We start from the raw sequence: 20,435 nt of genomic DNA on the forward strand, positions 1-20,435 counted from the left end.
TCGGGTGGGGCGGTCAGGCATCGCGGTGGTCCGATCGCGCCGCAGCGAGGGCCTGGCGCTCTTCGGGTGACAGCGTGATCTCGCTGCGCCCGTCGATCACGCCCTTGGCGTAGGTGCGTGACTCACCGCGGGCATGGATCGAACTGATCACCAGACCATCCCCGGAGTCGTCCAGGATCGCGGCCGAGAACGACAGGCGTCCGCCCATGTCGCCGAACGCGTCGTAACGGACCACCGAGACGTGTCGCAGCCCGGCGGCGACGTGCTCGTGCACTCCATCCACGCGTCCTGCGAGTGCGGTGACCCGCTGGTCGAGTGCATTGATGCGGTCGTGCTCCGCCTTCACCACGGACGCAACGTCGTGACCGCGTTCGCTGGAGCCCCAGAGCACCTCGAAGTTGCGCTGCACCGCGCGCAGACTCAGGACGGCCACCGCAGCACCCGCCAATGCGAGCACCGCGACGACGAGGGCGAGCAGCGCCACAGCGGTGGAGGTCACCTGGGCAGGTTAGTCGGGCACTAAACTCGCGCGGACATGGATCTCGCACTCGCCTTCACCGTCTTCACGACGCTCTTCATCCTTGAACTCCCGGACAAGACGTTCATCGCCACCTTGGTGTTGTCGACGAAGTACCGGCCACTGCTGGTCTGGGTCGGCGTCGCATCCGCCTTCCTCGTGCAGACGGTCGTCGCGGTCGCGTTCGGTGGCCTGCTCGGACGGCTGCCCGAAACGCCGGTCAAGGCCGTCGTCATGGTGTTGTTCTTCGTTGCCGGTGTGCTGCTGCTCAAGGGCGCATCAAGGGCGGACGAGGAGGAGCACGAGGTCGAGGAGGAGTTCGGCGCCAAGGCGACGAAATCGGCCCAGGGCCTGAAGGTCATCTCGACCAGCTTCCTGGTGCTGTTCCTCGCCGAGTGGGGCGACCTGTCCCAGCTCGCCACCGCCGGGTTCGTGGCCCGCGGCGGCAACCCGTGGGCGGTCGGCGTCGGCGCCTTCCTTGCGCTGGCGCTGGTCTCCGGTCTGGCCGCGCTGCTCGGACGCACCTTGCTGCAGCGCATCCGGCTGGCCACGATCCGACGCATCGCCGGCTGCATCTGCCTGTTCTTCGCCGCCACGATGGCGCTGCAGCTGGCGGGGGTCGACCTGCCGCACTGGCTGCCCCTGTGAGCAACGCTGCCAGCTGCGGGTGAAGCGTTCGTCACGATCGAACCTGGGGCCGCCTTTCGTTTCGGTACGGCACAGGCGGGGCACCTAGGCTGACCTGATGCTGCGCCGCTGGATCCTCATCACCGCATTCACGGTGATGGCGTGCATCGCAGCGTCGGTCGCGTGGTCTGCTGTCCAGGCCCGACCAAAGGTCCAGCCGGTGAGCGACCAACCCGGTCCGCTCATCGTCATCTCGGCTCGCGGCCTGACGCTGACCGACGGTCCGGACGCACGTACGTCCGCCCTGTGGGACCTCGCCCGGGAGGGTGCGGTCGGCGCGATGACGACCCGCGGCATGTCCGATCACAGTTGCTCGCCGCACAGTTGGCTCAGCCTCTCCGCCGGGGTCCGCACCACCCTGTGGAAATCCGTGCGCGCGACCCCGCCCGGCGAACCCACCGAACCGTGCCCAGTGACGCCCGCACCCGAAACGTACCCGGATGGTTCGGCAAACTTCCCCGACTGGCCGTCCTGGCGACGGACCACGCTCGCGCGCCAGCAACCGGCTCCGATCGGTGCCGTCGGCAGCCTGTTCAGCCAGTCCACGTCCGGGCGGTGCATCGCTGCCGGCGGCCGGGACGCGGCCCTCGGCGCCGCCGACAGGAACGGCGTCGTCGGGCACTACTCCCCGGACCCTCGCGCGGTCGACATCAACCGATGCAACATCACCTTCATCAGCCTCGACCGTCCGGACGACACCTTCCTGCGGCGCATTCTCGACAGCGCTCCCCCGCGCTCGACGATTGTGGTCGGCTCCTTCGGGGACGACGCCGGCCCGGAGCGCCTGCACCCCGTGGTCGTGGTCGGCCCCGGCGTCCAGCACGGGCTGCTCACGTCGGCCTCGACCCGTCAGCGCGGCATCGTCCAGCTCACCGACCTGTCCGCATTCATCTTCTCCCGCGCAGGCGACAAGGCCCCGAACCTGCCCGAGGGACGCAACCTGCTGGTCCAGCCGTCCGGCAGTCCGACCGCTCCGGTGCTGCGTACGGCTGAACTCAGCCACGCGCTGCACGTCGAGCACGCGACGGTCCGGGACTTCGTCATCGGCTTCTACGTCGTGATCGTCGTGCTTCTCGCTGCCGGGTATGCAATGGTGCTGGCCGCCCGCGGCCGCGACAAGCTGCGCAGAGCAGCGCACCAGTTCGTCGCCTTCGTCGCGGCGACCGCCGTCGCAATGCCGGTGTCGACCTTCCTGGTCAACGCCTACCCGTGGTGGAGGCACGACCGGCCCAGACTTTTTCTCGTCGGCGGGGTCGTGCTCATCGCGGTCATACTGGCAGCGGTCGCTCTGCTGGGGCCGTGGCGGCGCTGGCTCGGTGGTTCGACGGCCGCGCTGTGTCTGATCACGGGAACGGTGATCGCCCTGGACGTCACCCACGGGGACGACCTGCAACTGCTGTCGATGTTCGGACTTCAACCGGTGTACGGCGGACGCTTCTTCGGCATGGGCAACGTGGGTTTCGCCTTCTTCGCGACCGCGGCCCTGTTGTTCGCCGCGATCGTCGCCAGCCCGCTGACCCGGCACGACGAGGGACGTCACGGACTGGCAGCGCTCACCGTGGCCCTGGTCGGCGTGGCGGCGATCGTCGTCGACGGTTACCCCGGGTGGGGCGCCGAAGCCGGCGGGCCGATCGCGATGCTCCCCGCGTTCGCGTACCTCACGATCAACGCCGCCGGGCTGCGCCTGACCTGGTTGCGCTTCCTGATCATCAGCGCGACCGCGGGATTGGTCGTCGCCGGCATGGCGGCCTTGGACTACCTGCGCGGCCCGGCCGAACGGACCCACCTGGGTGACTTCTTCGCCCAAGCCGTGATGAACGGCAACTTCTCCCGCGCCGAACGGGTGTGGCAGGCGAACTGGAACATGCTGACCGAGAGTCCGTTGTCGCTGCTCGTGCCGCTGATCCCGCTGCTGCTGAGCTACGTCCTGCTGCGCCCGCAGACCCCGTTGGGTGCACCACTGCGCCCGATCTTCGCGCACCTGCCGGTGCTGCAGAACGGAATGGCAGCCGTCACCGTGTGCTGGATCATCGGCTTCGCGGTCAACGACTCGGGGACGGGGATCCCTGCGGCCGGGCTGATGCTGCTGGCTCCGCTGGTCGTGATGCAACGGGCGCGGATCGCAGCCATTTCCCGATCAGCAGGAGAGCCCCGAACGCAGCGATGACGTAGCTGTTCGCCAACAGCTGCCAGAACGGGTTGAGCGACCAGTCGGTCGCGATGTCGCCCGGGGAGTTCATCGCCCAGAACGCCCACCACGGCCACTTGAACGTGTACGTCACGAACAGCAGCCCGATGATCGCCAGCCGCTTGCGGTCGCGTCCCGCGAGGCTGATCAGCACCGGGAAGACCACCAACAGCCAGTTGTGGTGGTGGATCCAGGACACCGGCGAGATGAGCACACCGACCAGGGCGACCGCGGCGACCGCAGCAAGAGTGTTGCGCTGGTCGTGGGCCTGCTTGGCGATCCGCATCCCGACGAACAGGACGGCCACCACGAGCACGATCCAGATCAAGGACCCGGCCAGGTTGTCGCCGCGCAGGCGGTAGATCATGCCGCGGATCGACTGGTTGGAGACACCGGCGTTGGAACCGAGCCGGTGAGGGTCGAGCAACGCGCCGAACCAGAAGTCGACCGAGGTCTGGAAGTCCACCGCCGCTGCCAGGAGCGTGAGCCCAGCCGCTGTGCCGGTCGCGGTCCAGAACGCGCGCCACTGACGGGTGATCGCGAGATGGACGATGAAGATCGCCGGGGTGAGCTTGATCGCGGCGGCGAACCCGGTCAACACACCGAACGGGATCCGACGCACCGGACGCCACCGGGTGAAGTCGGCCAGCACGAGCAGCAGCAGGAACGCACCGACCTGCGCGAATCGGAACCCGTCGGTGACCGGCAGCATGTGCTGGGCGACCGCGAGCGCCAGACCGAAGGTCAGCGGACGCCACCATTCTGGCTTGGTCCACCAGCGCCGTCCGACGATCCAGACGATCGCGACATTGGTCAGTGCCTGGAGCGCGTACCAGAGCACGCCGGCGACGTGGAACGGAATGAGTGCCAGCGGGACCGCGAGCATCGACGGGAACGGCGGGTAGGTGAACGGCAGCAGCTGCGGCGGCGGCGTGATCGACTCGTACACCGGCCGGCCGATCAGGTGGGAGATGCCGGCATTGCGGTAGACCTCCAGGTCCACCTGCCAGCGACCCGGCCGGGCATCGATCAGGTGCAGCCAGACGAGCGGTGCGAGTGAGGCCAGGATCAGGGCCGCTGCACCGACCCAGGCGAGTCGGCGGCGGGTCTGATCGGTCACCCGGACATTGTGCCTGTCCACCGGCAGCAGCCGAGTCCCGGGATCATACGGCGGTCGCAGCTCGGCACCGTCGAACTGCAGCACGGGTGGACGCCTACCCTTGAGCGCATGACCCGCCGGTACACCCTCGTCGTCCTGGCTGCTCTGGTCTCCTTCGCCGCTCTCCTGGGGTTGGTGAACCTGGTCGATCGCGCCCCCGACCGCACCGATCTGAAGGCCGACCGGTCGATCGTCGTGATCGCCGCACCCGGTCTTCGCTGGGCCGATGTCACCCGCGCCGCGTACCCGGATCTGCGGGAGACGCTCGACTACGGCGCGATCGGTTCGGTCACGCCTCGTGGCGGCAAGACGGGTACGTGTTCGACGGACGCCTGGCTCAGCGTCTCTGCAGGACGAGGTGTGTCGGTTCCTGCGCTCTGCACCGATCCGCCGAAGCCGGCGGTCTCCGGGAGCGGCGCCAGGTTCGCCGACCGGTCGTCGTGGAACACCGACGAGGCCGACCGGATCGGCCTGCTCGCCGACCGCTACCGCGCAGCCGGCAAGTGCGTCGCTGCCGTGGGCCAGGACGCGGCCCTGGGCGCCTTGGGCAGTGACGGCACGGTCGACTCGTTCACCCCCTCGGTGAAAGGCGCTCGCTACGACAAGTGCGCCCTCACCCTCGTCGACGCATCCGGTGGTTCGGCGCGCACCACGATGGCCCAGCTGAACGAGGCGTTCGCCGGCATCCCCGCGTCCGCGACGGTGATCGTCACCGGTCTCTCCGACGGACCCGGCCAGCAGGAGCCCGGCGACGCACGGCTTCGGATGCTGTTCGTGCTCGGCAACTCGGTGAAGCACGGCACGCTGTGGTCGGCGTCCGTGCGCCAGTCGGGCATCGTCCAGTTGCCCGACCTGACCGCGACATTCCTCGCGCCACTTGGTCCCGTGCCTTCGCAGGTGCAGGGATCACCGTTGCAACTGGCTCCCAATGAGACTCCGTCGTCCTCGCTGGTCAATCAGGCGCGGCAGGCCGACGACCAGTTGCGCGGCGTGTTCGACCTCAGCGTCCCGTTCTTCGCCGGCTGGGCGCTGCTCGGACTCATCCTCGGGATCCTGCTGTGGCGCAGCCGCACTCGTGTCGCCGGCTGGCTGCCACCAGTCGTCACCGTGTGGGCCGCCGTTCCGGCTGCCACCTTCCTCAGCGTCTTGGCACCATGGGCGGCCTGGCCCGCGGCGCCGGTCTGGCTGGTGGTCTTCACGCTGCTGTTCGCAGGCATCATCGTGTCGATCGCGTACGCCGGTCGGTGGCGCCGCACCCCGACCGGCCCGATCATCGCCGTCGCGATCGCCACCTGGGTGATCATCGGTGTGGACGTGATGCACGGTTCGAGGCTTCAGTTCGGATCGCTGCTCGGCCTGCAACCGATCAACGGCGGCCGCTTCTACGGCATGGGCAACGTGGGGTTCGGACTCTTCGCCACCAGCGCCCTGATCGCAGCCGGCCTCGGTGCCGGCGCGCTGATCGTCCGCGGTGAACGACGCCTCGCAGCGGTCACCATCGCCCTCGCCGGCCTGGCCACCGTGATCATCGACGGATGGCCCGGCTGGGGAGCGGACTTCGGCGGTCCGCCGGCCGTCGTGCTGGCCGCCGTGGTGCTGGCCCTGCTCGCGCTCGCCGCCCGGTTGCGTCTGCGTCTGGTGCTGTTCGCCGGGGTGGCCGCGCTGGCCGTGGCGGCAGTGCTCGCGTTCGCCGACTGGCTTCGTCCGGCCGAATCCCGCACCCACCTGGGCAAATTCGTGCAACAGGTGATCGACGGCGAGGGTCTCGGCGTCGTCGGTGACAAGCTCGGTGCGAACGTGCGGTTGGTGTTCGGGACGCCGTTCAGCCCGCTCGTGCCCATCGCCCTCGCCGTGCTGATCTGGATGATTGCCCGACCGACCTCACGTCCTGGCCGGGCGCTCGATGACGCGCTTGCCCGCGTCCGCTTCGGCCGCGAGACCTTGATCGGTCTGCTGGTGCTCTGGACCTTCGGGTTCGTGCTCAACGACTCCGGACTCGCTTTGCTGCTCAACGGAATCGGACTCGCCCTGGCGCTCGCTCTTGCACTCGCGGCTCAGACCCTTCGCCGCGAGCAGGACCCGACGATCCACATCTGATCCGCCCTCGGATATCGAGCTTGCTCGGGTCGCGTGGCGGGGCTGTCTTGGCCCCCGCGCCGGTCAGGCCCGAAGTCTCGCCAGTGTGCTCACCGCACGGTTGACCTCTTTGCCGAGTTCGGTCGGCCAGTAGTGCACCCATGTACCGCGGCGCTCGCAGTCGATGAGCCCGGCTTCGCGCAGTTTCTTCAGGTGGTGCGAGACCGTCGGCTGGGACACCCCGACGTCCTGGATGTCGCAGACGCACAGCGAATCGGTAACCGCGGCGATCCGGGAGAACAGACGAAGCCGCACCGGGTCGGCCACGGCCTTGAGCAGCACCGCAGCAGCCTCGGCATCCGAGACGCACAGTCCGGCCGGCTCACCAGGTGCACAGCAGTCGGCGGCGGGAGCAGGCGCGAGCTTCGTCATCCATCCATATTGACAAATATCGAAGCAATCCGCCAGGGTTGCTGTATCGACGTTCATCTAATCCGAGGAACAACTCATGGTCGACCGGTCCGACATCCGTGAACAGGTACGGCAGCGGTACGCCGACTCCGCTCGCTCCACCTCTGAGCGAGGCCGCGTACCGAGACGCCCTCGAAGCGAGCGGATGGACAGACGTGGGGATCTGCTACACCCACGAGGTGCACGAGTTCGCCAAGGCTGCGATCGTCCGGGCGGTACGCCCATCAGCGACACGCGGACGCACACCGCGAAGTCCGAGCCATCGGTCGCCACCAAGCTCTCGACTCTCGATCGCTTCCTTCCGGTCTGGATCCTTGCCGCGATGGTCATCGGGCTACTGCTCGGCCGATTGGTGCCCGGCCTCGGATCCACACTCGGCGCCGTGGAGTTGGACGGAGTCTCGCTTCCGATCGCCATCGGACTGCTGGTGATGATGTACCCGGTGCTTGCCAAGGTGCGCTACGACCGGCTCGACACCGTTTCCGGTGACCGGCGTTTGTTGGGCGCGAGCCTCGCGCTCAACTGGATCATCGGCCCGGCCCTGATGTTCGTCCTCGCGTGGATCTTCCTGCCCGATCTGCCGGAGTACCGCACCGGCCTGATCATTGTCGGCCTGGCCCGTTGCATCGCGATGGTGATCATCTGGAACGACCTTGCCTGCGGCGATCGGGAGGCCGCTGCCGTACTCGTCGCGATCAACTCGGTCTTCCAGGTCATCGCGTTCGCGGCTCTCGGGTGGTTCTACCTGTCTGTCCTGCCGGGCTGGCTCGGACTCGACCAGACCCAGCTCGACGTGTCCGCATGGCAGATCGCCAAGTCCGTTCTGATCTTCCTCGGCATCCCCTTGCTTGCCGGATACCTGAGCCGCAGGATCGGCGAGAAGCGTTGGGGCGCAGACGCGTACGAGCGTTCCTTCCTGCCGAAGATCGGCCCGTGGGCGCTGTACGGCCTGCTGTTCACCATCGTGATCCTGTTCGCGCTGCAGGGTGAACAGATCACCTCTCGCCCGATGGACGTTGCCCGGATCTCACTCCCGCTCCTGGCCTACTTCGTCGTCATGTGGGGAGGCGGTTACCTGCTCGGCCGAGCTCTCGACATGAGCTACGAGCGCACCACGACGCTCGCCTTCACCGCCGCCGGAAACAACTTCGAACTCGCGATTGCCGTCGCGATCGCGACCTTCGGAGTCACCTCCGGCCAAGCACTCGCCGGTGTGGTCGGTCCACTGATCGAAGTGCCCGTGCTCGTCGCTCTGGTCTACGTCGCCCTCGCCCTGCGTCCACGCTTCGACCGCTCTACCAGCACTGACAGTTCCAAGGAGAATCATGTCTGAGTCGCGTCCGTCCATCCTGGGCCCGGCCGTCCGCGTCTTCGAGCCTGCGCTGTGCTGCAACACCGGGGTCTGCGGGCCGGAACTGGACGAGGAGTTGGTGCGCTTCACCGCCGACCTCGATCACCTGCAGCATCAGGGTGCCGACATAGAGCGGCACAACCTCGGGAACGATCCATCGGCGTTTGCCGCGAACCAAGTCGTCGCCGACTTTCTGCGGGTCGCGGGTTCAGCCGGTCTGCCGTTGACGACGGTGGACGGAGTGACCGTCGTGACCGGGCGGTATCCGGACCGCGATGAACTCTCGCGTTTCACCGGTATCACTGCACCGGCCGGTCTTCCCGCCGGCGTTACCGATGTGGGCCTGTCCTCGACCGCGAAAGCCTGCGGTCCCGACGCCGAATCCGACTGCTGCTGAACGGAGTTCGATATGACCTTGACGTTTCTGGAAGGACTCCCCCGGTTCGTCTTCTTCACTGGCAAGGGCGGAGTCGGGAAGACCTCGCTGGCCTGCGCAACAGCAGTGAGCCTCGCGGAATCCGGCAAGCGCGTCCTTTTGCTGTCGACCGACCCGGCATCCAATGTCGGGCAGGTGTTCGACCTCACCGTCGGTGACCGAATCACGCCCGTACCCCAGGTACCCGGACTGGATACGCTCGAGATCGACCCGAACGAGGCCGCCGAGGCCTACCGGGAGAAGATCATCGCACCGGTCCGTGACCTGCTCCCCCAGGCCGAGCTCGACTCGATCACCGAACAGCTTTCGGGTTCGTGCACGACCGAGATCGCCTCTTTCAACGAGTTCACCAGCTTCCTGGCCGACGACGAACGCATCAGCGACTACGACCACGTCGTCTTCGACACCGCACCGACCGGACACACGATCCGACTGCTGCAACTGCCCGGTGAGTGGACCTCCTTCCTGGACGCCGGCAAGGCAGACGCCTCCTGCCTGGGCCCGATGGCCGGGCTCGACCGCACCCGCGCGGTCTACGCCGAAGCCGTCCGCCGCCTGGCCGACCCCGCCATCACCCGACTGGTGCTGGTCGCCCGAGCCCAGCAGGCGACCTTGCGCGAAGCAGCACGCACCAGCGAAGAACTCGCACAGATCGGCATCACCAGCCAACACCTCGTCGTCAATGCTGTTCTCCCCGCAGCCGCCACCGGTGACGACCTGGCCGACGCGGTCCACCGCCGAGAGACCGACGCCATCGAGAATTTGCCCGCCGCCCTGAAGCCTCTGCCGCTGACCACCGTTCCTTTACGGGCGCACACGGTCGTCGGCGTGGACGCCGTCCGAAACCTTCTTGCATCCGACATCGAGGTTCCCGACGGCGCCGAAAGCAGCGAGCAACTGGACCTGGGCCCGTTGGCCGGGCTCGTCGACGAACTCGCGACGTCCGATCACGGGCTGGTCATGTGCATGGGCAAGGGCGGAGTCGGCAAGACGACGGTGGCCGCTGCGATCGCCGTGGCGCTCGCCGACCGCGGGCACGCTGTTCACCTGACGACCACCGACCCGGCCGCACACCTGGACGAGGTGCTGGAACAGGAGGTGGTCGGCAACCTGACGGTGTCGCGCATCGATCCCCAGCTGGCCACGCAGGAGTACCGCGACAAGGTGATGGCGAGCAAGGGCAAGAACCTCGACGACGCCGGCCGGGCACGGCTGGCCGAAGACCTCTTGTCGCCGTGCACCGAAGAGGTCGCCGTCTTCGGGCAGTTCTCCCACATGGTCAACCGGGCCCGCCGTCACTTCGTCGTCATGGACACCGCGCCTACGGGGCACACGCTGCTGTTGATGGACGCGACCGGTTCGTATCACCGAGACATCGCCCGCAGCATGGGCGACTCCGGCACGTACACCACCCCGCTGATGCGACTGCGCGACCCCGACCTGACCAAGGTCGTGATCGTGACCCTGCCCGACACCACCCCGGTGTTGGAGGCGACCGAGTTGCAGAACGACCTGGAGCGTGCCGAGATCCACCCGTGGGCCTGGGTCGTGAACGGCTCGCTGGCCGCAGCGCACGCCACCTCGCCGTTCCTCGCCGCCCGCGCCGCCGCCGAGGAGCAACACCTGAACCAAATCAGCCGACGGGCCGACCGCACCGCGATGATCCCGATGCTCGCCGACGAGCCCCACGGCCCGCAGGCTCTCCGCCGACTCACCGAGTCGAGCCACCAACCCACCTAACCCATCACTCGCGCTGGAGCCCGCCATGCAACTCGATCGCGACACCGTCGTCCGCCAACTCATCGACGACATGAACCACTCCTACTCCGGGGTCTTCGACTCCGACAAGATCGAAGCCGCCGTCACCGACGTGGGGCCTGCTGGCTCCCCGCTCGACCGTGCACACCTACCTACCGGTGCTCGTTGCGCGCCAGGCGCGCGAACAACTCATGGCAACAGCACAGGCCGAAGGCCGTGTCGCCAAGAAGGTGCCCGAACTGCTGTTCGTGTGCGTGCACAAACGCCGGTCGCTCCCAGATGGCGGCAGCCTTGGCCGAACACCTGTCCGGCGCATAATTCGAGGCGGTCCGCGAGATTCGCGACGACATCCAGGCGCGCGTCACTACGCTGCTGCGCGAGATCCTCTGGGCATTCACCGATCTGCCCACCCGGAAGGAACACGAATGTCCGAACACACTGACCGTCCGTCCGTCCTGTTCGTCTGCGTGCACAACGCCGGACGCTCTCAGATGGGCGCGGCCTACACCCACCACCTGTCCGCAGGAGCCGTCGAGGTCAGGTCCGCCGGCTCAGCTCCGGCCGACTCGATCAACCCTGCGGTGCGCGAGGCGATGCTGGAGGAGGGCATCGACATCTCGGCCGAGAAGCCGAAGGTCCTGACCACCGAAGCGGTGCAGGCCTCGGACGTCGTCATCACGATGGGCTGCGGAGACACCTGCCCGTTCTTTCCCGGTAAGCGCTACCTCGACTGGACGCTCGACGACCCGGCGGGTCAGGGCGTCGAGTCGGTTCGCCCGATCCGCGACGAGATCAAGGAACGGGTGCGGACGCTGCTGCGCGAATTGGGTGTCGAGCCGGTCGAACGGTGAGCGGCGCGCAGGGACACGGGCACGGCCACGACCACGCGTCCGGGTTGGTCGATCACCGCAGACGGTTGGCGGCCGTGCTTGCCATCACCGTCACCGTCCTGGTCGTTGAAGTCGTGGGCGCGATTGCGTCCGGCAGCCTGGCGTTGCTGGCCGACGCCGGCCACATGCTCACCGACGTCGCCGGCCTGACGATGGCGATGCTCGCCGCCACGCTCGCGCGTCGGCCGGCAACACCGTTCCGCACGTGGGGATTCCTGCGCGCGGAGATCGTCGGGGCGGCTGCGCAGGCGATGCTCCTGCTCGCCGTCGGGGTGTTCATTCTGGTCGAGAGTGTCCAGCGACTGCTCGAGCCGCCCGAGATCACTTCAACCGCCATGGTCGTCTTCGGAATCGTCGGTCTGGTGGGCAACGCCATCGGGATGGCCGTGCTGGCCGGTTCGCGATCAGCCGACCTCAACATGCGAGCGGCGTTCCTCGAGGTTGCCAACGATGCCCTCGGTTCGGTCGCGGTGATCGTTGCCGCTGTGGTGATCGCGACCACCGGTTTCACCCGGGCGGACGCGTTCGCCTCGTTGGTCATTGTCGCCTTGATTGTGCCGCGCACCATCCGCCTGCTCCGCGAAGCGGTGCACGTGTTGATGGAGTCGACGCCTCCGGGTCTCGATCTCGTGGCCGTCCGGGAAAGCATCCTGGCCCTTCCCCACGTACGTGACGTGCACGATCTGCACGCGACGCAGGTTGCGACCGGGATCCCCGTGTTGACCGCACACCTGGTCGTCGACGACACCTGCTTCCGCGATTCGCACACGTTGCAACTGCTTGACGCCGTCCAGCGAAGGCTCCGGGACGACTTCGCGATCGAGCACTCGACCATCCAGTTCGAGGGACCCGCACACGGCGGTCACGAGTACCCGACCCACGCCTGACCGGCGCGGGTTCTGCGCTACGAGTGGTCGGTTGCTTTCGTTGAGCGCCACGCGAGAGCGGCGAGCGCCAGCAGCGAGGCCCAGCACACGTACGGCGTGACATTGCCGCGGAACCCGAGCGTCCATTCCTGCACGGACGGCGCGACCCCGGTGGCGCGACCGGGCACGTACGCCAGCGTCATGAACAGGTGGCGCACCAGCAGGATCGCGTCCCACACGAACGGGACCACCAGCGGCAGCAACATCCAGGTGACTGCGTCGTACCAGGGCAGTGTGTACGGCGCGAGCAGCACGTAAGCGGTCATCAGCACGAACGTCCCCAGCACGGCGTCGCGGGTGTGGTCGTCGTGGATCGAGTCTGCGAGTCCGAGTCGGCACGCCAGCCGATAGCCGAACCACGCGAACGCCATCATGCCGGCGGCGGACAGACCGAAAACGACTGCGGTGACGGCCCATTCGGGCATGAAATGGCGAAGCCCCCGGATAACCGGCGACCACGGGGACGCGTACGAGAACGAACCGCCGGCCGCCTTCAGCTGGCGCAGCACGTTGGGCCCGGCGATCAGATACGCAGGTACGACGACCAATGCGAAACCGCCGAACAGTCGCAGCACGGAAGACTTCAGTCGCTCGCGGTCGAGCGTCCGCCAGGCCCACAGGATCGCCACCAGGACGACGCCGTAGGTCACCTTCGTTGCGAAGGCTGAACCGACGAAGATCCCTGTCGCCACAGGGTTCTTGTGCATCGCCCAGAGCGCGCCGAGCACGAAGACTCCGGCGATGAGGTCGACATGGGCGCCGAGCACCAGGACGCTGAACACCAGTGGGTTGAAGGTCCAGAGCACGTCCACGCGGCGTCGGGAGACATCGTCGGCGGCCATGCGCAGCAACAGGATTCGCACGGCGACCCAGGCGAAGACGACGAACCACTGCCAGATCCAGACGGTGTCGCGCAGGTTCGTCCCGCCGACCGCAGACGAGACCGCCTGCAGCGCGGTCGAGATCGGCCCGTAGATGCTGGGGGTGTCCTGCCACGGCGCCTGCACGGCACTGGCCACCGGGTCGAGGCCCTGATGCCACTTGATCGGCGACTCGACGTACGGGTCGTCACCACTGACGGCGATGCGACCGTAGGCGGCGTAGTTGATGTGATCAGCCGAACCGAACGGTCCGGTCAGCAGCGCTCCCGCGCCGAGCAGCGCGACGGCCCACCACCGGGCCGGACGCGGGGGCATCCGCAACAGGCCGAGCAGAACGCCGATCGTTCCGGCGATGCAGGCGACGAACAGGATCGTCGTGACGACGGCGGCACTGGGATACCAGGGAACGAAAGGGCCGGGCGCGAACTCGCCCGGTCCGAGAGGAGGTTTGGCTGCGGAGGTGCGGCCGGCACCGACCAACAGAAGAAGGCCGAACGCGAGCAGCAGCAACGGGATTCGTGACTGCCGAAGCAGCCTCACCGTTTGGCCCGCCGTTGGCGAAGCGCGATCCAGACGTCCTTGAACTGATTCGCACGATGCAACTGCGCGCCCAGATCGGTGCCGGTGACCCGGTGGTGCAGGGCGACCGGCACCTCTTGCACACGCAGACCGGCCCGCAGGACATCGATCGTCATCCCGACCTCGACACCCCAGCCGGCGGCGAACGGCAGAGCTTCGTCGAGGGCCTCCCGGTTCAGACAGCGCTGTCCGGAGAGCGGCTGCTCGAAACGTCGCCCGGTGGCCCCCTGGATGCCATCACGAGCCAGTCGGACGACGCGTCCGGTGCCACCACCGGAGCTCTTCTGCGCAGGCAACGTGGCGATGGTCATGTCGGCCTCCTCCGCAAGGATCGGCCGGATGAGCGGGGTGATCTCGTGAGCGGAGTCCTCCAGATCGGCGTCGACGAACAGCACGGGGCTCCTGCCGTAACCGAGCTGCTCGGCGTAGACGACACCGCTGTCCATCGCGGTCGCCTTGCCGAGCGTGCGCGGGTGCCGCAACACGTAAGCGCCTGCGTCCGCTGCCAATTGGTGTGTTCCGTCGCCGGACCCGTCGTCGACGACGATGACGCTCAGCACCTCGGGCAGGCTCAACACCGCCTGCACCGTGGCTTTGATCCTTGCCACTTCGTCCTTGGCCGGGACGATCGCGATGACCCCTTGCCGGACCGGCATCAGCGCAGCGTGATCTGTCGACTCACGACGCCGTTACGGGCGCGACGCTCCTGCGGCGTGAGCGCGGCGTCGTTCTTCACAGCCTTGTCGAAACGGGCGGCGAGCGCCTTCATCTCGGCGTCGTGCGCGGACGCTTCCACGGACGCGTCCACCTCCCACACCGGGACGAGCAGGCCGTACGCACGGAATGCACCGAGCAGACGTCCCTCGCCGAGGCCGCTCTCACCGGCAGCGTGCAGACGCGCGAGGGCATCCGTCGCCTTGTCCTCGTCGACCTCGAGGACCCAACGCACATAGGTGCGCTGACCGATCTGACACCAGTACGCGGACGGGACGTCCTTCATCCGGACCGTCGGCGACACGGACTCGTTCGCACGGTCCATCGACGCACGACCGGCCTCGTCGAGGTCCTGGCCCTCGACCCAGAAGTCGAACCCGTCGTGCACGGTGACCTCGAGGTCCTCGCTCTTGACGAAGTCCTGCATCCGGGGGCTGTCGGCGGTGGTGCGCGGAGCGTCCTCGAGCGGCATGCCGGCCTCGAGTTCGATTGCGGCGCGGACGACTTCAGCCAGGTCGCGGCTGGCATCACCGGAGCCGGTGAGCGACTGCAGGGCGACGAAGATCTCGCCGGTGTCGCGCTTCATCGCCGGCCAACCCATCGGCAGGACGGTGGCGAGCGTGATGTCGTGGCTGGTGCCGTCGACCTCGACGGTCACCGGGGCGGACGCGGCCGGCACGATCTCGCGCATGGCGACCCACTGGGCCTGGTTCGGCAAGCCTTCGAAGGGTCGGGCGACGTACGGTGCCGGTTGTACTTTCGCCGGCTTGATCCCGGCGGCCTTCTTCTGTGCTTTGCGTCGCGAAGCCTTGCCCATGGTGGGCCAGCGTACCTACCCGTGGCACCGAATCGGTCCCGGGCGCTCGATGCGCTCCTCGCGTCACGCAGGTGGGTAGCCCGCAGGTGAGCTACCGGTCAGACTCGGCGACGACTCGGGCCACCCATGGCAGCCCAGACGGTGGTGCGACTGTCCTCGTCCGCGACGCCCCACTCGTGGGCGAGGGAACGCACGATGCGCAGGCCGCGGCCGCTGTTGGCCCAGGGGGTCTGGGGCTTGGGCTGGGGCGAACGCTCACCACCGCCGTCGCTGACCTCGATCTCGATGCGCGGCGGCCGCACCTTCCAGTGCACTCGGATGGTGCCGTCGGGCAGCGGGCGGCCGTGCAGCAACGCGTTGGCGACGAGTTCGGAGACGACGGTCTCGGTCTCCTCGATGACCTCGGTGGGTACGAGTGAACCGGCGAGGTCCTCGGTGAACACGCGCCGCACCTCCGGCACGGAGTCGCTGGTGAAGGCAAGGCGCACGGTGCGCACCCAGGAGTCGTTGGTGGAGCCGTCTTCGGTCATGCGCGCAAGTTTGTCATCTCAGGAGTAGGCGCGCTCGACAGCCTCTCGAACTGCAGCGGGTCGGTTGGTGATGATCGCGTCGACGCCGAGGTCGAGGCACAACTGGATGTCCTCGGGCGAGTCGACGGTCCAGGCGTGCACGTGGTTGCCGACCGCGTGGTGGCGGGCCACGAACTTGCGGTCCCGGCGCAGCAACCCGATACCGGGACCGGCGATCGAGGCATTCGGACCGACGCAGGTGCGGTAGCGAAGCAGTTGCACGGTCTCGACCAACTGCACCCGCTCGAGTTCTGGCGCCAACCGTACGAAGCGCGCGACTGCCCGGGACGAGAACGACATGAGTCGCACCTGCAGATCGGCCGTCGCCGTATCGAGCAGCCCGTACTCCTCCAGCACCTCGGCGAGCACTTCCTCGATGCGAGCCGCTTGCCGGAACGGGTGCTTGGTCTCGATCACCAGTTGCAGCTTGCGCGGCCCGTCGAGCAGCGTCTCGATGAGTTCCCGGAGGGTGAGCAGCGAGCCGGTGTGGCCCTCGCCCTTCCAGGAGCCCCACTCGAACTCCTGCAACTGTTCCAGCGTAAACTGGGAGACGACGCCGGTGCCACTGCTGGTGCGGTGGAGTGTGCGGTCGTGGACGCACACGAGCTGCTCGTCGGACGTCAGCCGGACGTCGCACTCGACGCCGTCCGCTCCGTCCTCGAAGGCTTGTTCGTACGCCCTCAGTGTGTGCTCGGGGTGAGCCTCGCTCGATCCGCGATGGGCAATCACCAGGGGCGGTGTCTCACGCACGACTGCAATCCTGCCGCACTCAACAGCCACCCCGCACCAAGGCGCGACCGTCGCGCCTTACGCCGTGGTACGGACTCGTGCCCGGGCGTAAGGCGCGATCGCCGCGCCTTACGCCAAGCGGACGCGTCCGTCTGAGAAGGTGGCGCTATGACTGACGTGGAGTTCCAGGTGGAGGGGCGTCTCGGCCGCATCGTGCTCGACCGGCCGAAGGCACTCAACGCACTGACGTTGCCCATGGTCGAGGCCGTCGATGCGCAACTGCAGCAGTGGGAGCGCGACGAAGCGATCAGCTCGCTCACGATCGAGGGCGCCGGCGAGCGTGGGCTGTGCGCGGGCGGCGATGTCGTCGCAGTGCGCACGGAAATTCTCGACGGCCAGGACGGTCAGCACTTCTTCGCGGCCGAGTACGCGATGAACGCCCGCCTGGCCGCCTACCCCAAACCGATCGTGGTCTTCCAGGACGGGTTCGTGCTCGGTGGCGGCGTGGGGGTGTCGGCACATTGCTCGTTGCGGCTGGCGACCGAACGCACCAAGGTCGCGATGCCGGAAACGATCATCGGCTTCTTCCCGGACGTGGGCGCGATGCACCTGCTCGCCTCGGCGCCCGGCGAGATCGGCACCCACCTGGCACTGACCGGGCAGATGATCTCCGGTGCGGACGCGGTTTACGCCGGACTCTCGGACGCCGTCATCGACTCGGCGTCGTGGCCGGCCGTCGTCTCCTCGCTCGCCGACGGACGCGCACCTGACTATGAGGCGCAGCACGTGCGCAGTGAACTTGCCGGACAACAGGATTGGATCGACGAGTGTTACGCAGGGGATGACGCGTTCGTCATTCTGGAACGCCTTCGCACCTCGTCCGTCGAGCAGGCCCGGGTGGCCGCCGAACTGATTGCGCAGCGTTCGCCCTGGTCGGTCTCGATCACGCTCGCGGCTCTGCGCCGGGCGGCCTCGATGGAAACGGTCGACGAGGTGCTGGCCCAGGACCTGCGACTGGCCCGCGTCGTGTCACACCACGCCGACTTCGCCGAGGGCGTGCGTGCGCAGTTGGTCGACAAGGACCGTGCCCCGAAGTGGACGCACGACTCGCTCGACGACGTTCCGAAGGACGAGGTCGACGCAGCGTTCGACTGAGGCCGACGCCCCGGTGCACTTCAGAGGGTGATCAGGTCGTGGCGCACCAGTGCGCCGGCCTCGATCTCCAGCATCCCTGCAGTCGGACGCGGCTGCCGGCGTTTGTCGGTCGGCGATCCGGGATTGAACAGATGGCACCCGTCGTCGACCACGTCCATCGGGATGTGCGAATGCCCGTAGACGACCAGCTCCGCGTCCGGGAAACGACGCCGCATCCGGCGGCCACGACCCTGGCGCGCACCGGAGTTGTGGATCATCGCCACCCGCAGACCGTCGATCTCCCACTCCAGCGTCTCTGGCACCCCGGCGTTCCACGCCGCCACGTCCGGCCCGTCGTTGTTGCCGAGTACCACTCGCACGGGCGCGTAGGCGGCCAGTTCGTCGAGCACCGACGGGACGCACACGTCACCGGCATGCAGGATCAGGTCGGCCTGCTCGAGCAGCGGAACGAGCGCCGGCGGCACCGTCTTCCAGAAGCGAGGCGCATGCGTGTCGGCCAGCACCAGGACTCTCGTCACGACTCAGTTGCCGCCGAGGCGTGAACGCACCTGTGCCGGCGAGGGATTGGTCTCGCAGTCCCCGTCCGGGAAGACCACGGTCGGCACAGTGCGGTTGCCGTGGTTGATCACCTCGACGAGTTCGGCCGCGGCGGGTGAGCGCTCGATGTCGATCTCGGTGTAACCGATGCCCTCGCGGTCGAGGCCGGCCTTCAACCGGCGGCAGTAGCCACACCACCCGGTGGAGAACAGCGTGACGGTGCCCGCGGCCGGCAACTCGACGCCGCGGGGAAGGATCTGGCTCACGTTCATGACCACACCAACACCACAGCGTTGATCGGGATTCCACCGTGCGCCGCCCGCTGCCCTCCGCTGTGCCGGAACACCGACGAATGCGCGCGGTTTCGGCGCCTACGCATTCGTTCCTCATGCGTAGGGCTCAACCAGCGAGCGGGTATGGGCTCGACCAGCGGCAGGACGCTGACCCACGCAACTCCCGCTGGTTGAGCCACGCCGATGAGGAACGAATCAGCGTGCGCCGAAACCACTCCCGCGCACGAAGCACCCGATCAACGGTCGGCGAGCAGCTCGGTGACGACGGTCGGGTCGTGGAAGTCGATGTCACCCGTGGGCAGGTGCTGGACGCGTTCGTGCCCCTTGCCGGCGACGACCACGACGTCGCCCGGACGCGCCTCGTCCAGGGCTTGACGGATAGCTTCGCGGCGTTCGAGCACGACCGCCGTGTTCGAACTGTCGGCACCGCTCATCACCTCGTCGGCGATGGTCTGCGGGTCCTCGGAGTACGCGTCGTCGGTGGTGATGATGTTGATGTCGCCCAGTCGGGAGGCCACCGTCCCCATCGGTGCACGCTTGGCCGGATCCCGTTCTCCCGCAGCGCCGTACACGACGATCAACCGGGCATCATCACCTCGCGTCGAGGTCACCTCACGGGCCACCTCGAGCAGGGCGCGGAGTGCATCGTCGGTGTGGGCGTAGTCGACGATCACCTCGAACCCGCGATCCGCAGCGGCCGGGACCCGCTCGAACCGGCCGGGCACCTGCGGGATGGTCTGCGCCGCCGCGACGAGCGTGTCGGCGTCCAGGCCCATCTCCAGCAGCAACGCCGACGCGCCCGCGACATTGTGCACGTTGTAGTCACCCAGCAGCGGAGTACGGAACGCGAGTGACTGCCCGGCGGGGGTTTTCAGCGTGAACGCCGTCCCGGCCCCCTCAAGCCGCACGTCCGAAATGCGGTAATCGGCGTCGGCGGAAGCGCCGTACGTGAGCGTGCCGTCTACCTCGTCGGCGATGCGGCGACCGTACTCGTCGTCGGCATTGACCAGCTTGGGTCCGTCGGTGCGCTCGAACAGCCTCCGCTTGGTGCGGTAGTAGTCCTCCATGTCGGGATGAAAGTCGAGGTGATCCCGCGTGAGATTGGTGAAAAGTGCTGCCGCGTAACGGGTTCCGAGCACTCGGTGCAGCGCGAGACCGTGCGAACTGGTCTCCAGCACGACATGCTTCGCGCCGCCGTCGAGCATGCGACGCAGGTTGCCCTGGACGACAGGTGCCTCGCCCGTCGTCCGCACCGCCGGTTCGCGGTGTCTCCCGACCACGATCTCGGCAGTGGTGAGCAGGCCAGTCGCGTCCTCGCCGTACGCGGCCGACAGAATCCCGTGCAGCACATACGAACTCGTCGTCTTGCCGTTCGTTCCGGTGACGCCGTAGACGGTCAGTTCATGTGACGGATCCCCGGCGAACGCACACGCCAACTGTGCCAAGGCAACCCGGGCGTCCGGCACAACAGCCGTCGGCACGCCGTCGATCGGTTCCTGCGCCACGACCAGTCGTGCGCCGCGGGAGATCGCGTCCGGCGCGTACTTGGCACCGTCGCTGGTGAACCCCTTGATCGCGACGAACACCCCGCCGGGCTGCACCTGGTTCGATGCATTGGTCACGGCGGTGAACTCGCCTTCGACCGGCACCTCGGTGCTCAGAACGGTTGCAATTGCAGCGGAGTTCAGCCTCACCCGACGAG

19 protein-coding genes are annotated in these 20,435 nt (G+C 67.7%); 8 read left to right on the forward strand and 11 right to left on the reverse strand.

Features of this window, described 5'->3' with window-relative positions; genetic code table 11:
- Window positions 1-13: 13 nt before the first annotated feature.
- Window positions 14-499 (reverse strand): DUF4446 family protein, encoded by a 486-nt coding sequence (locus tag EU513_RS03070; RefSeq protein WP_239702640.1) that lies wholly within the window; start codon window positions 497-499, stop codon window positions 14-16.
- A gap of 36 nt (window positions 500-535) precedes the next feature.
- Between EU513_RS03070 and EU513_RS03075 the strand changes: the two genes are divergently transcribed.
- Entirely contained in the window at window positions 536-1,165 is a 630-nt protein-coding gene (locus EU513_RS03075) for a TMEM165/GDT1 family protein (protein WP_129624422.1), read from the forward strand.
- A 2,081-nt stretch (window positions 1,166-3,246) separates the two neighbouring features.
- On the opposite strand, the gene EU513_RS03080 is transcribed toward EU513_RS03075, so the two are convergent.
- On the reverse strand, window positions 3,247-4,512 hold the full coding sequence (locus tag EU513_RS03080; protein ID WP_129624423.1) for a glycosyltransferase 87 family protein: 1,266 nt from the start codon (window positions 4,510-4,512) through the stop codon (window positions 3,247-3,249).
- 108 nt (window positions 4,513-4,620) lie between these two features.
- Between EU513_RS03080 and EU513_RS03085 the strand changes: the two genes are divergently transcribed.
- Window positions 4,621-6,648 carry a hypothetical protein gene (locus EU513_RS03085; RefSeq protein ID WP_129624424.1) on the forward strand — a complete coding sequence of 676 codons (2,028 nt, stop codon included), beginning with the start codon at window positions 4,621-4,623 and terminating at the stop codon, window positions 6,646-6,648.
- A 63-nt stretch (window positions 6,649-6,711) separates the two neighbouring features.
- Here EU513_RS03085 and EU513_RS03090 read toward each other — a convergent pair whose 3' ends face one another.
- On the reverse strand, window positions 6,712-7,059 hold the full coding sequence (locus EU513_RS03090; protein ID WP_129624425.1) for a metalloregulator ArsR/SmtB family transcription factor: 348 nt from the start codon (window positions 7,057-7,059) through the stop codon (window positions 6,712-6,714).
- A gap of 262 nt (window positions 7,060-7,321) precedes the next feature.
- Here EU513_RS03090 and arsB point away from each other — a divergent pair, with 262 nt between their 5' ends.
- From arsB to EU513_RS03120, 5 genes are all read left to right on the forward strand, one after another.
- Complete coding sequence (gene arsB / locus EU513_RS03095; protein WP_255407408.1) at window positions 7,322-8,431, forward strand: ACR3 family arsenite efflux transporter; 1,110 nt, start codon at window positions 7,322-7,324, stop codon at window positions 8,429-8,431.
- Window positions 8,424-8,846, forward strand: coding sequence for an arsenite efflux transporter metallochaperone ArsD (gene arsD, locus EU513_RS03100; RefSeq protein ID WP_129624427.1), 423 nt, complete (start codon window positions 8,424-8,426; stop codon window positions 8,844-8,846). Before arsB ends, arsD begins: the two co-directional genes overlap by 8 nt.
- 12 nt (window positions 8,847-8,858) lie before the next feature.
- The gene (arsA, locus tag EU513_RS03105; RefSeq protein ID WP_129624428.1) at window positions 8,859-10,625 is read left to right on the forward strand and encodes an arsenical pump-driving ATPase; all 1,767 of its coding nucleotides are present in this window, start codon (window positions 8,859-8,861) and stop codon (window positions 10,623-10,625) included.
- Between the two features lie 443 nt (window positions 10,626-11,068).
- The gene (locus tag EU513_RS03115; protein ID WP_129624429.1) at window positions 11,069-11,494 is read left to right on the forward strand and encodes an arsenate reductase ArsC; all 426 of its coding nucleotides are present in this window, start codon (window positions 11,069-11,071) and stop codon (window positions 11,492-11,494) included.
- Window positions 11,491-12,420 (forward strand): cation diffusion facilitator family transporter, encoded by a 930-nt coding sequence (locus EU513_RS03120; protein ID WP_129624430.1) that lies wholly within the window; start codon window positions 11,491-11,493, stop codon window positions 12,418-12,420. The genes EU513_RS03115 and EU513_RS03120 overlap by 4 nt, the downstream gene beginning before the upstream one ends.
- A gap of 17 nt (window positions 12,421-12,437) precedes the next feature.
- Here EU513_RS03120 and EU513_RS03125 read toward each other — a convergent pair whose 3' ends face one another.
- The 5 genes from EU513_RS03125 to EU513_RS03145 all read right to left on the reverse strand — a co-directional run bounded on the left by EU513_RS03125 (window position 12,438) and on the right by EU513_RS03145 (window position 16,769).
- Window positions 12,438-13,880, reverse strand: coding sequence for a hypothetical protein (locus EU513_RS03125; protein ID WP_129624431.1), 1,443 nt, complete (start codon window positions 13,878-13,880; stop codon window positions 12,438-12,440).
- Window positions 13,877-14,575, reverse strand: a complete 699-nt coding sequence (locus tag EU513_RS03130; protein WP_129624432.1) for a glycosyltransferase family 2 protein — start codon at window positions 14,573-14,575, stop codon at window positions 13,877-13,879. Before EU513_RS03130 ends, EU513_RS03125 begins: the two co-directional genes overlap by 4 nt.
- Window positions 14,575-15,450, reverse strand: a complete 876-nt coding sequence (locus tag EU513_RS03135; protein WP_129624433.1) for a DUF5926 family protein — start codon at window positions 15,448-15,450, stop codon at window positions 14,575-14,577. Before EU513_RS03135 ends, EU513_RS03130 begins: the two co-directional genes overlap by 1 nt.
- 98 nt (window positions 15,451-15,548) lie before the next feature.
- Window positions 15,549-15,980 carry an ATP-binding protein gene (locus EU513_RS03140; protein WP_129624434.1) on the reverse strand — a complete coding sequence of 144 codons (432 nt, stop codon included), beginning with the start codon at window positions 15,978-15,980 and terminating at the stop codon, window positions 15,549-15,551.
- Window positions 15,981-15,998: 18 nt separating this feature from the next.
- On the reverse strand, window positions 15,999-16,769 hold the full coding sequence (locus tag EU513_RS03145) for a glycerophosphodiester phosphodiesterase family protein (protein ID WP_240795896.1): 771 nt from the start codon (window positions 16,767-16,769) through the stop codon (window positions 15,999-16,001).
- Window positions 16,770-16,916: 147 nt separating this feature from the next.
- Between EU513_RS03145 and EU513_RS03150 the strand changes: the two genes are divergently transcribed.
- Window positions 16,917-17,903 carry a 3-hydroxyisobutyryl-CoA hydrolase gene (locus EU513_RS03150; RefSeq protein WP_129624435.1) on the forward strand — a complete coding sequence of 329 codons (987 nt, stop codon included), beginning with the start codon at window positions 16,917-16,919 and terminating at the stop codon, window positions 17,901-17,903.
- 20 nt (window positions 17,904-17,923) lie between these two features.
- Here the strand turns inward: EU513_RS03150 and EU513_RS03155 are convergent, their stop codons facing one another.
- The 3 genes from EU513_RS03155 to EU513_RS03165 all read right to left on the reverse strand — a co-directional run bounded on the left by EU513_RS03155 (window position 17,924) and on the right by EU513_RS03165 (window position 20,427).
- On the reverse strand, window positions 17,924-18,421 hold the full coding sequence (locus EU513_RS03155) for a metallophosphoesterase (protein ID WP_129624436.1): 498 nt from the start codon (window positions 18,419-18,421) through the stop codon (window positions 17,924-17,926).
- A 3-nt stretch (window positions 18,422-18,424) separates the two neighbouring features.
- The gene (locus tag EU513_RS03160) at window positions 18,425-18,712 is read right to left on the reverse strand and encodes a mycoredoxin (protein WP_129624437.1); all 288 of its coding nucleotides are present in this window, start codon (window positions 18,710-18,712) and stop codon (window positions 18,425-18,427) included.
- Between the two features lie 257 nt (window positions 18,713-18,969).
- Complete coding sequence (locus EU513_RS03165) at window positions 18,970-20,427, reverse strand: UDP-N-acetylmuramoyl-L-alanyl-D-glutamate--2,6-diaminopimelate ligase (protein WP_129624438.1); 1,458 nt, start codon at window positions 20,425-20,427, stop codon at window positions 18,970-18,972.
- Between the last annotated feature and the right edge of the window lie 8 nt (window positions 20,428-20,435).

Source organism: Yimella sp. RIT 621, from assembly GCF_004146205.1.
GTDB lineage: Bacteria > Actinomycetota > Actinomycetes > Actinomycetales > Dermatophilaceae > Yimella > Yimella lutea.

What these genes read in the sequence shown, in the direction of transcription:
- arsA (WP_129624428.1), top strand. Translation starts at nt 8,859, where the DNA reads ATGACCTTGACGTTTCTGGAAGGACTCCCCCGGTTCGTCTTCTTCACT.
- EU513_RS03075 (WP_129624422.1), top strand. Translation starts at nt 536, where the DNA reads ATGGATCTCGCACTCGCCTTCACCGTCTTCACGACGCTCTTCATCCTT.
- EU513_RS03085 (WP_129624424.1), top strand. Translation starts at nt 4,621, where the DNA reads ATGACCCGCCGGTACACCCTCGTCGTCCTGGCTGCTCTGGTCTCCTTC.
- EU513_RS03130 (WP_129624432.1), bottom strand. Translation starts at nt 14,575, where the DNA reads ATGCCGGTCCGGCAAGGGGTCATCGCGATCGTCCCGGCCAAGGACGAA.
- EU513_RS03160 (WP_129624437.1), bottom strand. Translation starts at nt 18,712, where the DNA reads ATGAACGTGAGCCAGATCCTTCCCCGCGGCGTCGAGTTGCCGGCCGCG.
- EU513_RS03135 (WP_129624433.1), bottom strand. Translation starts at nt 15,450, where the DNA reads ATGGGCAAGGCTTCGCGACGCAAAGCACAGAAGAAGGCCGCCGGGATC.
- EU513_RS03140 (WP_129624434.1), bottom strand. Translation starts at nt 15,980, where the DNA reads ATGACCGAAGACGGCTCCACCAACGACTCCTGGGTGCGCACCGTGCGC.
- EU513_RS03150 (WP_129624435.1), top strand. Translation starts at nt 16,917, where the DNA reads ATGACTGACGTGGAGTTCCAGGTGGAGGGGCGTCTCGGCCGCATCGTG.
- arsD (WP_129624427.1), top strand. Translation starts at nt 8,424, where the DNA reads ATGTCTGAGTCGCGTCCGTCCATCCTGGGCCCGGCCGTCCGCGTCTTC.
- EU513_RS03115 (WP_129624429.1), top strand. Translation starts at nt 11,069, where the DNA reads ATGTCCGAACACACTGACCGTCCGTCCGTCCTGTTCGTCTGCGTGCAC.
- EU513_RS03090 (WP_129624425.1), bottom strand. Translation starts at nt 7,059, where the DNA reads ATGACGAAGCTCGCGCCTGCTCCCGCCGCCGACTGCTGTGCACCTGGT.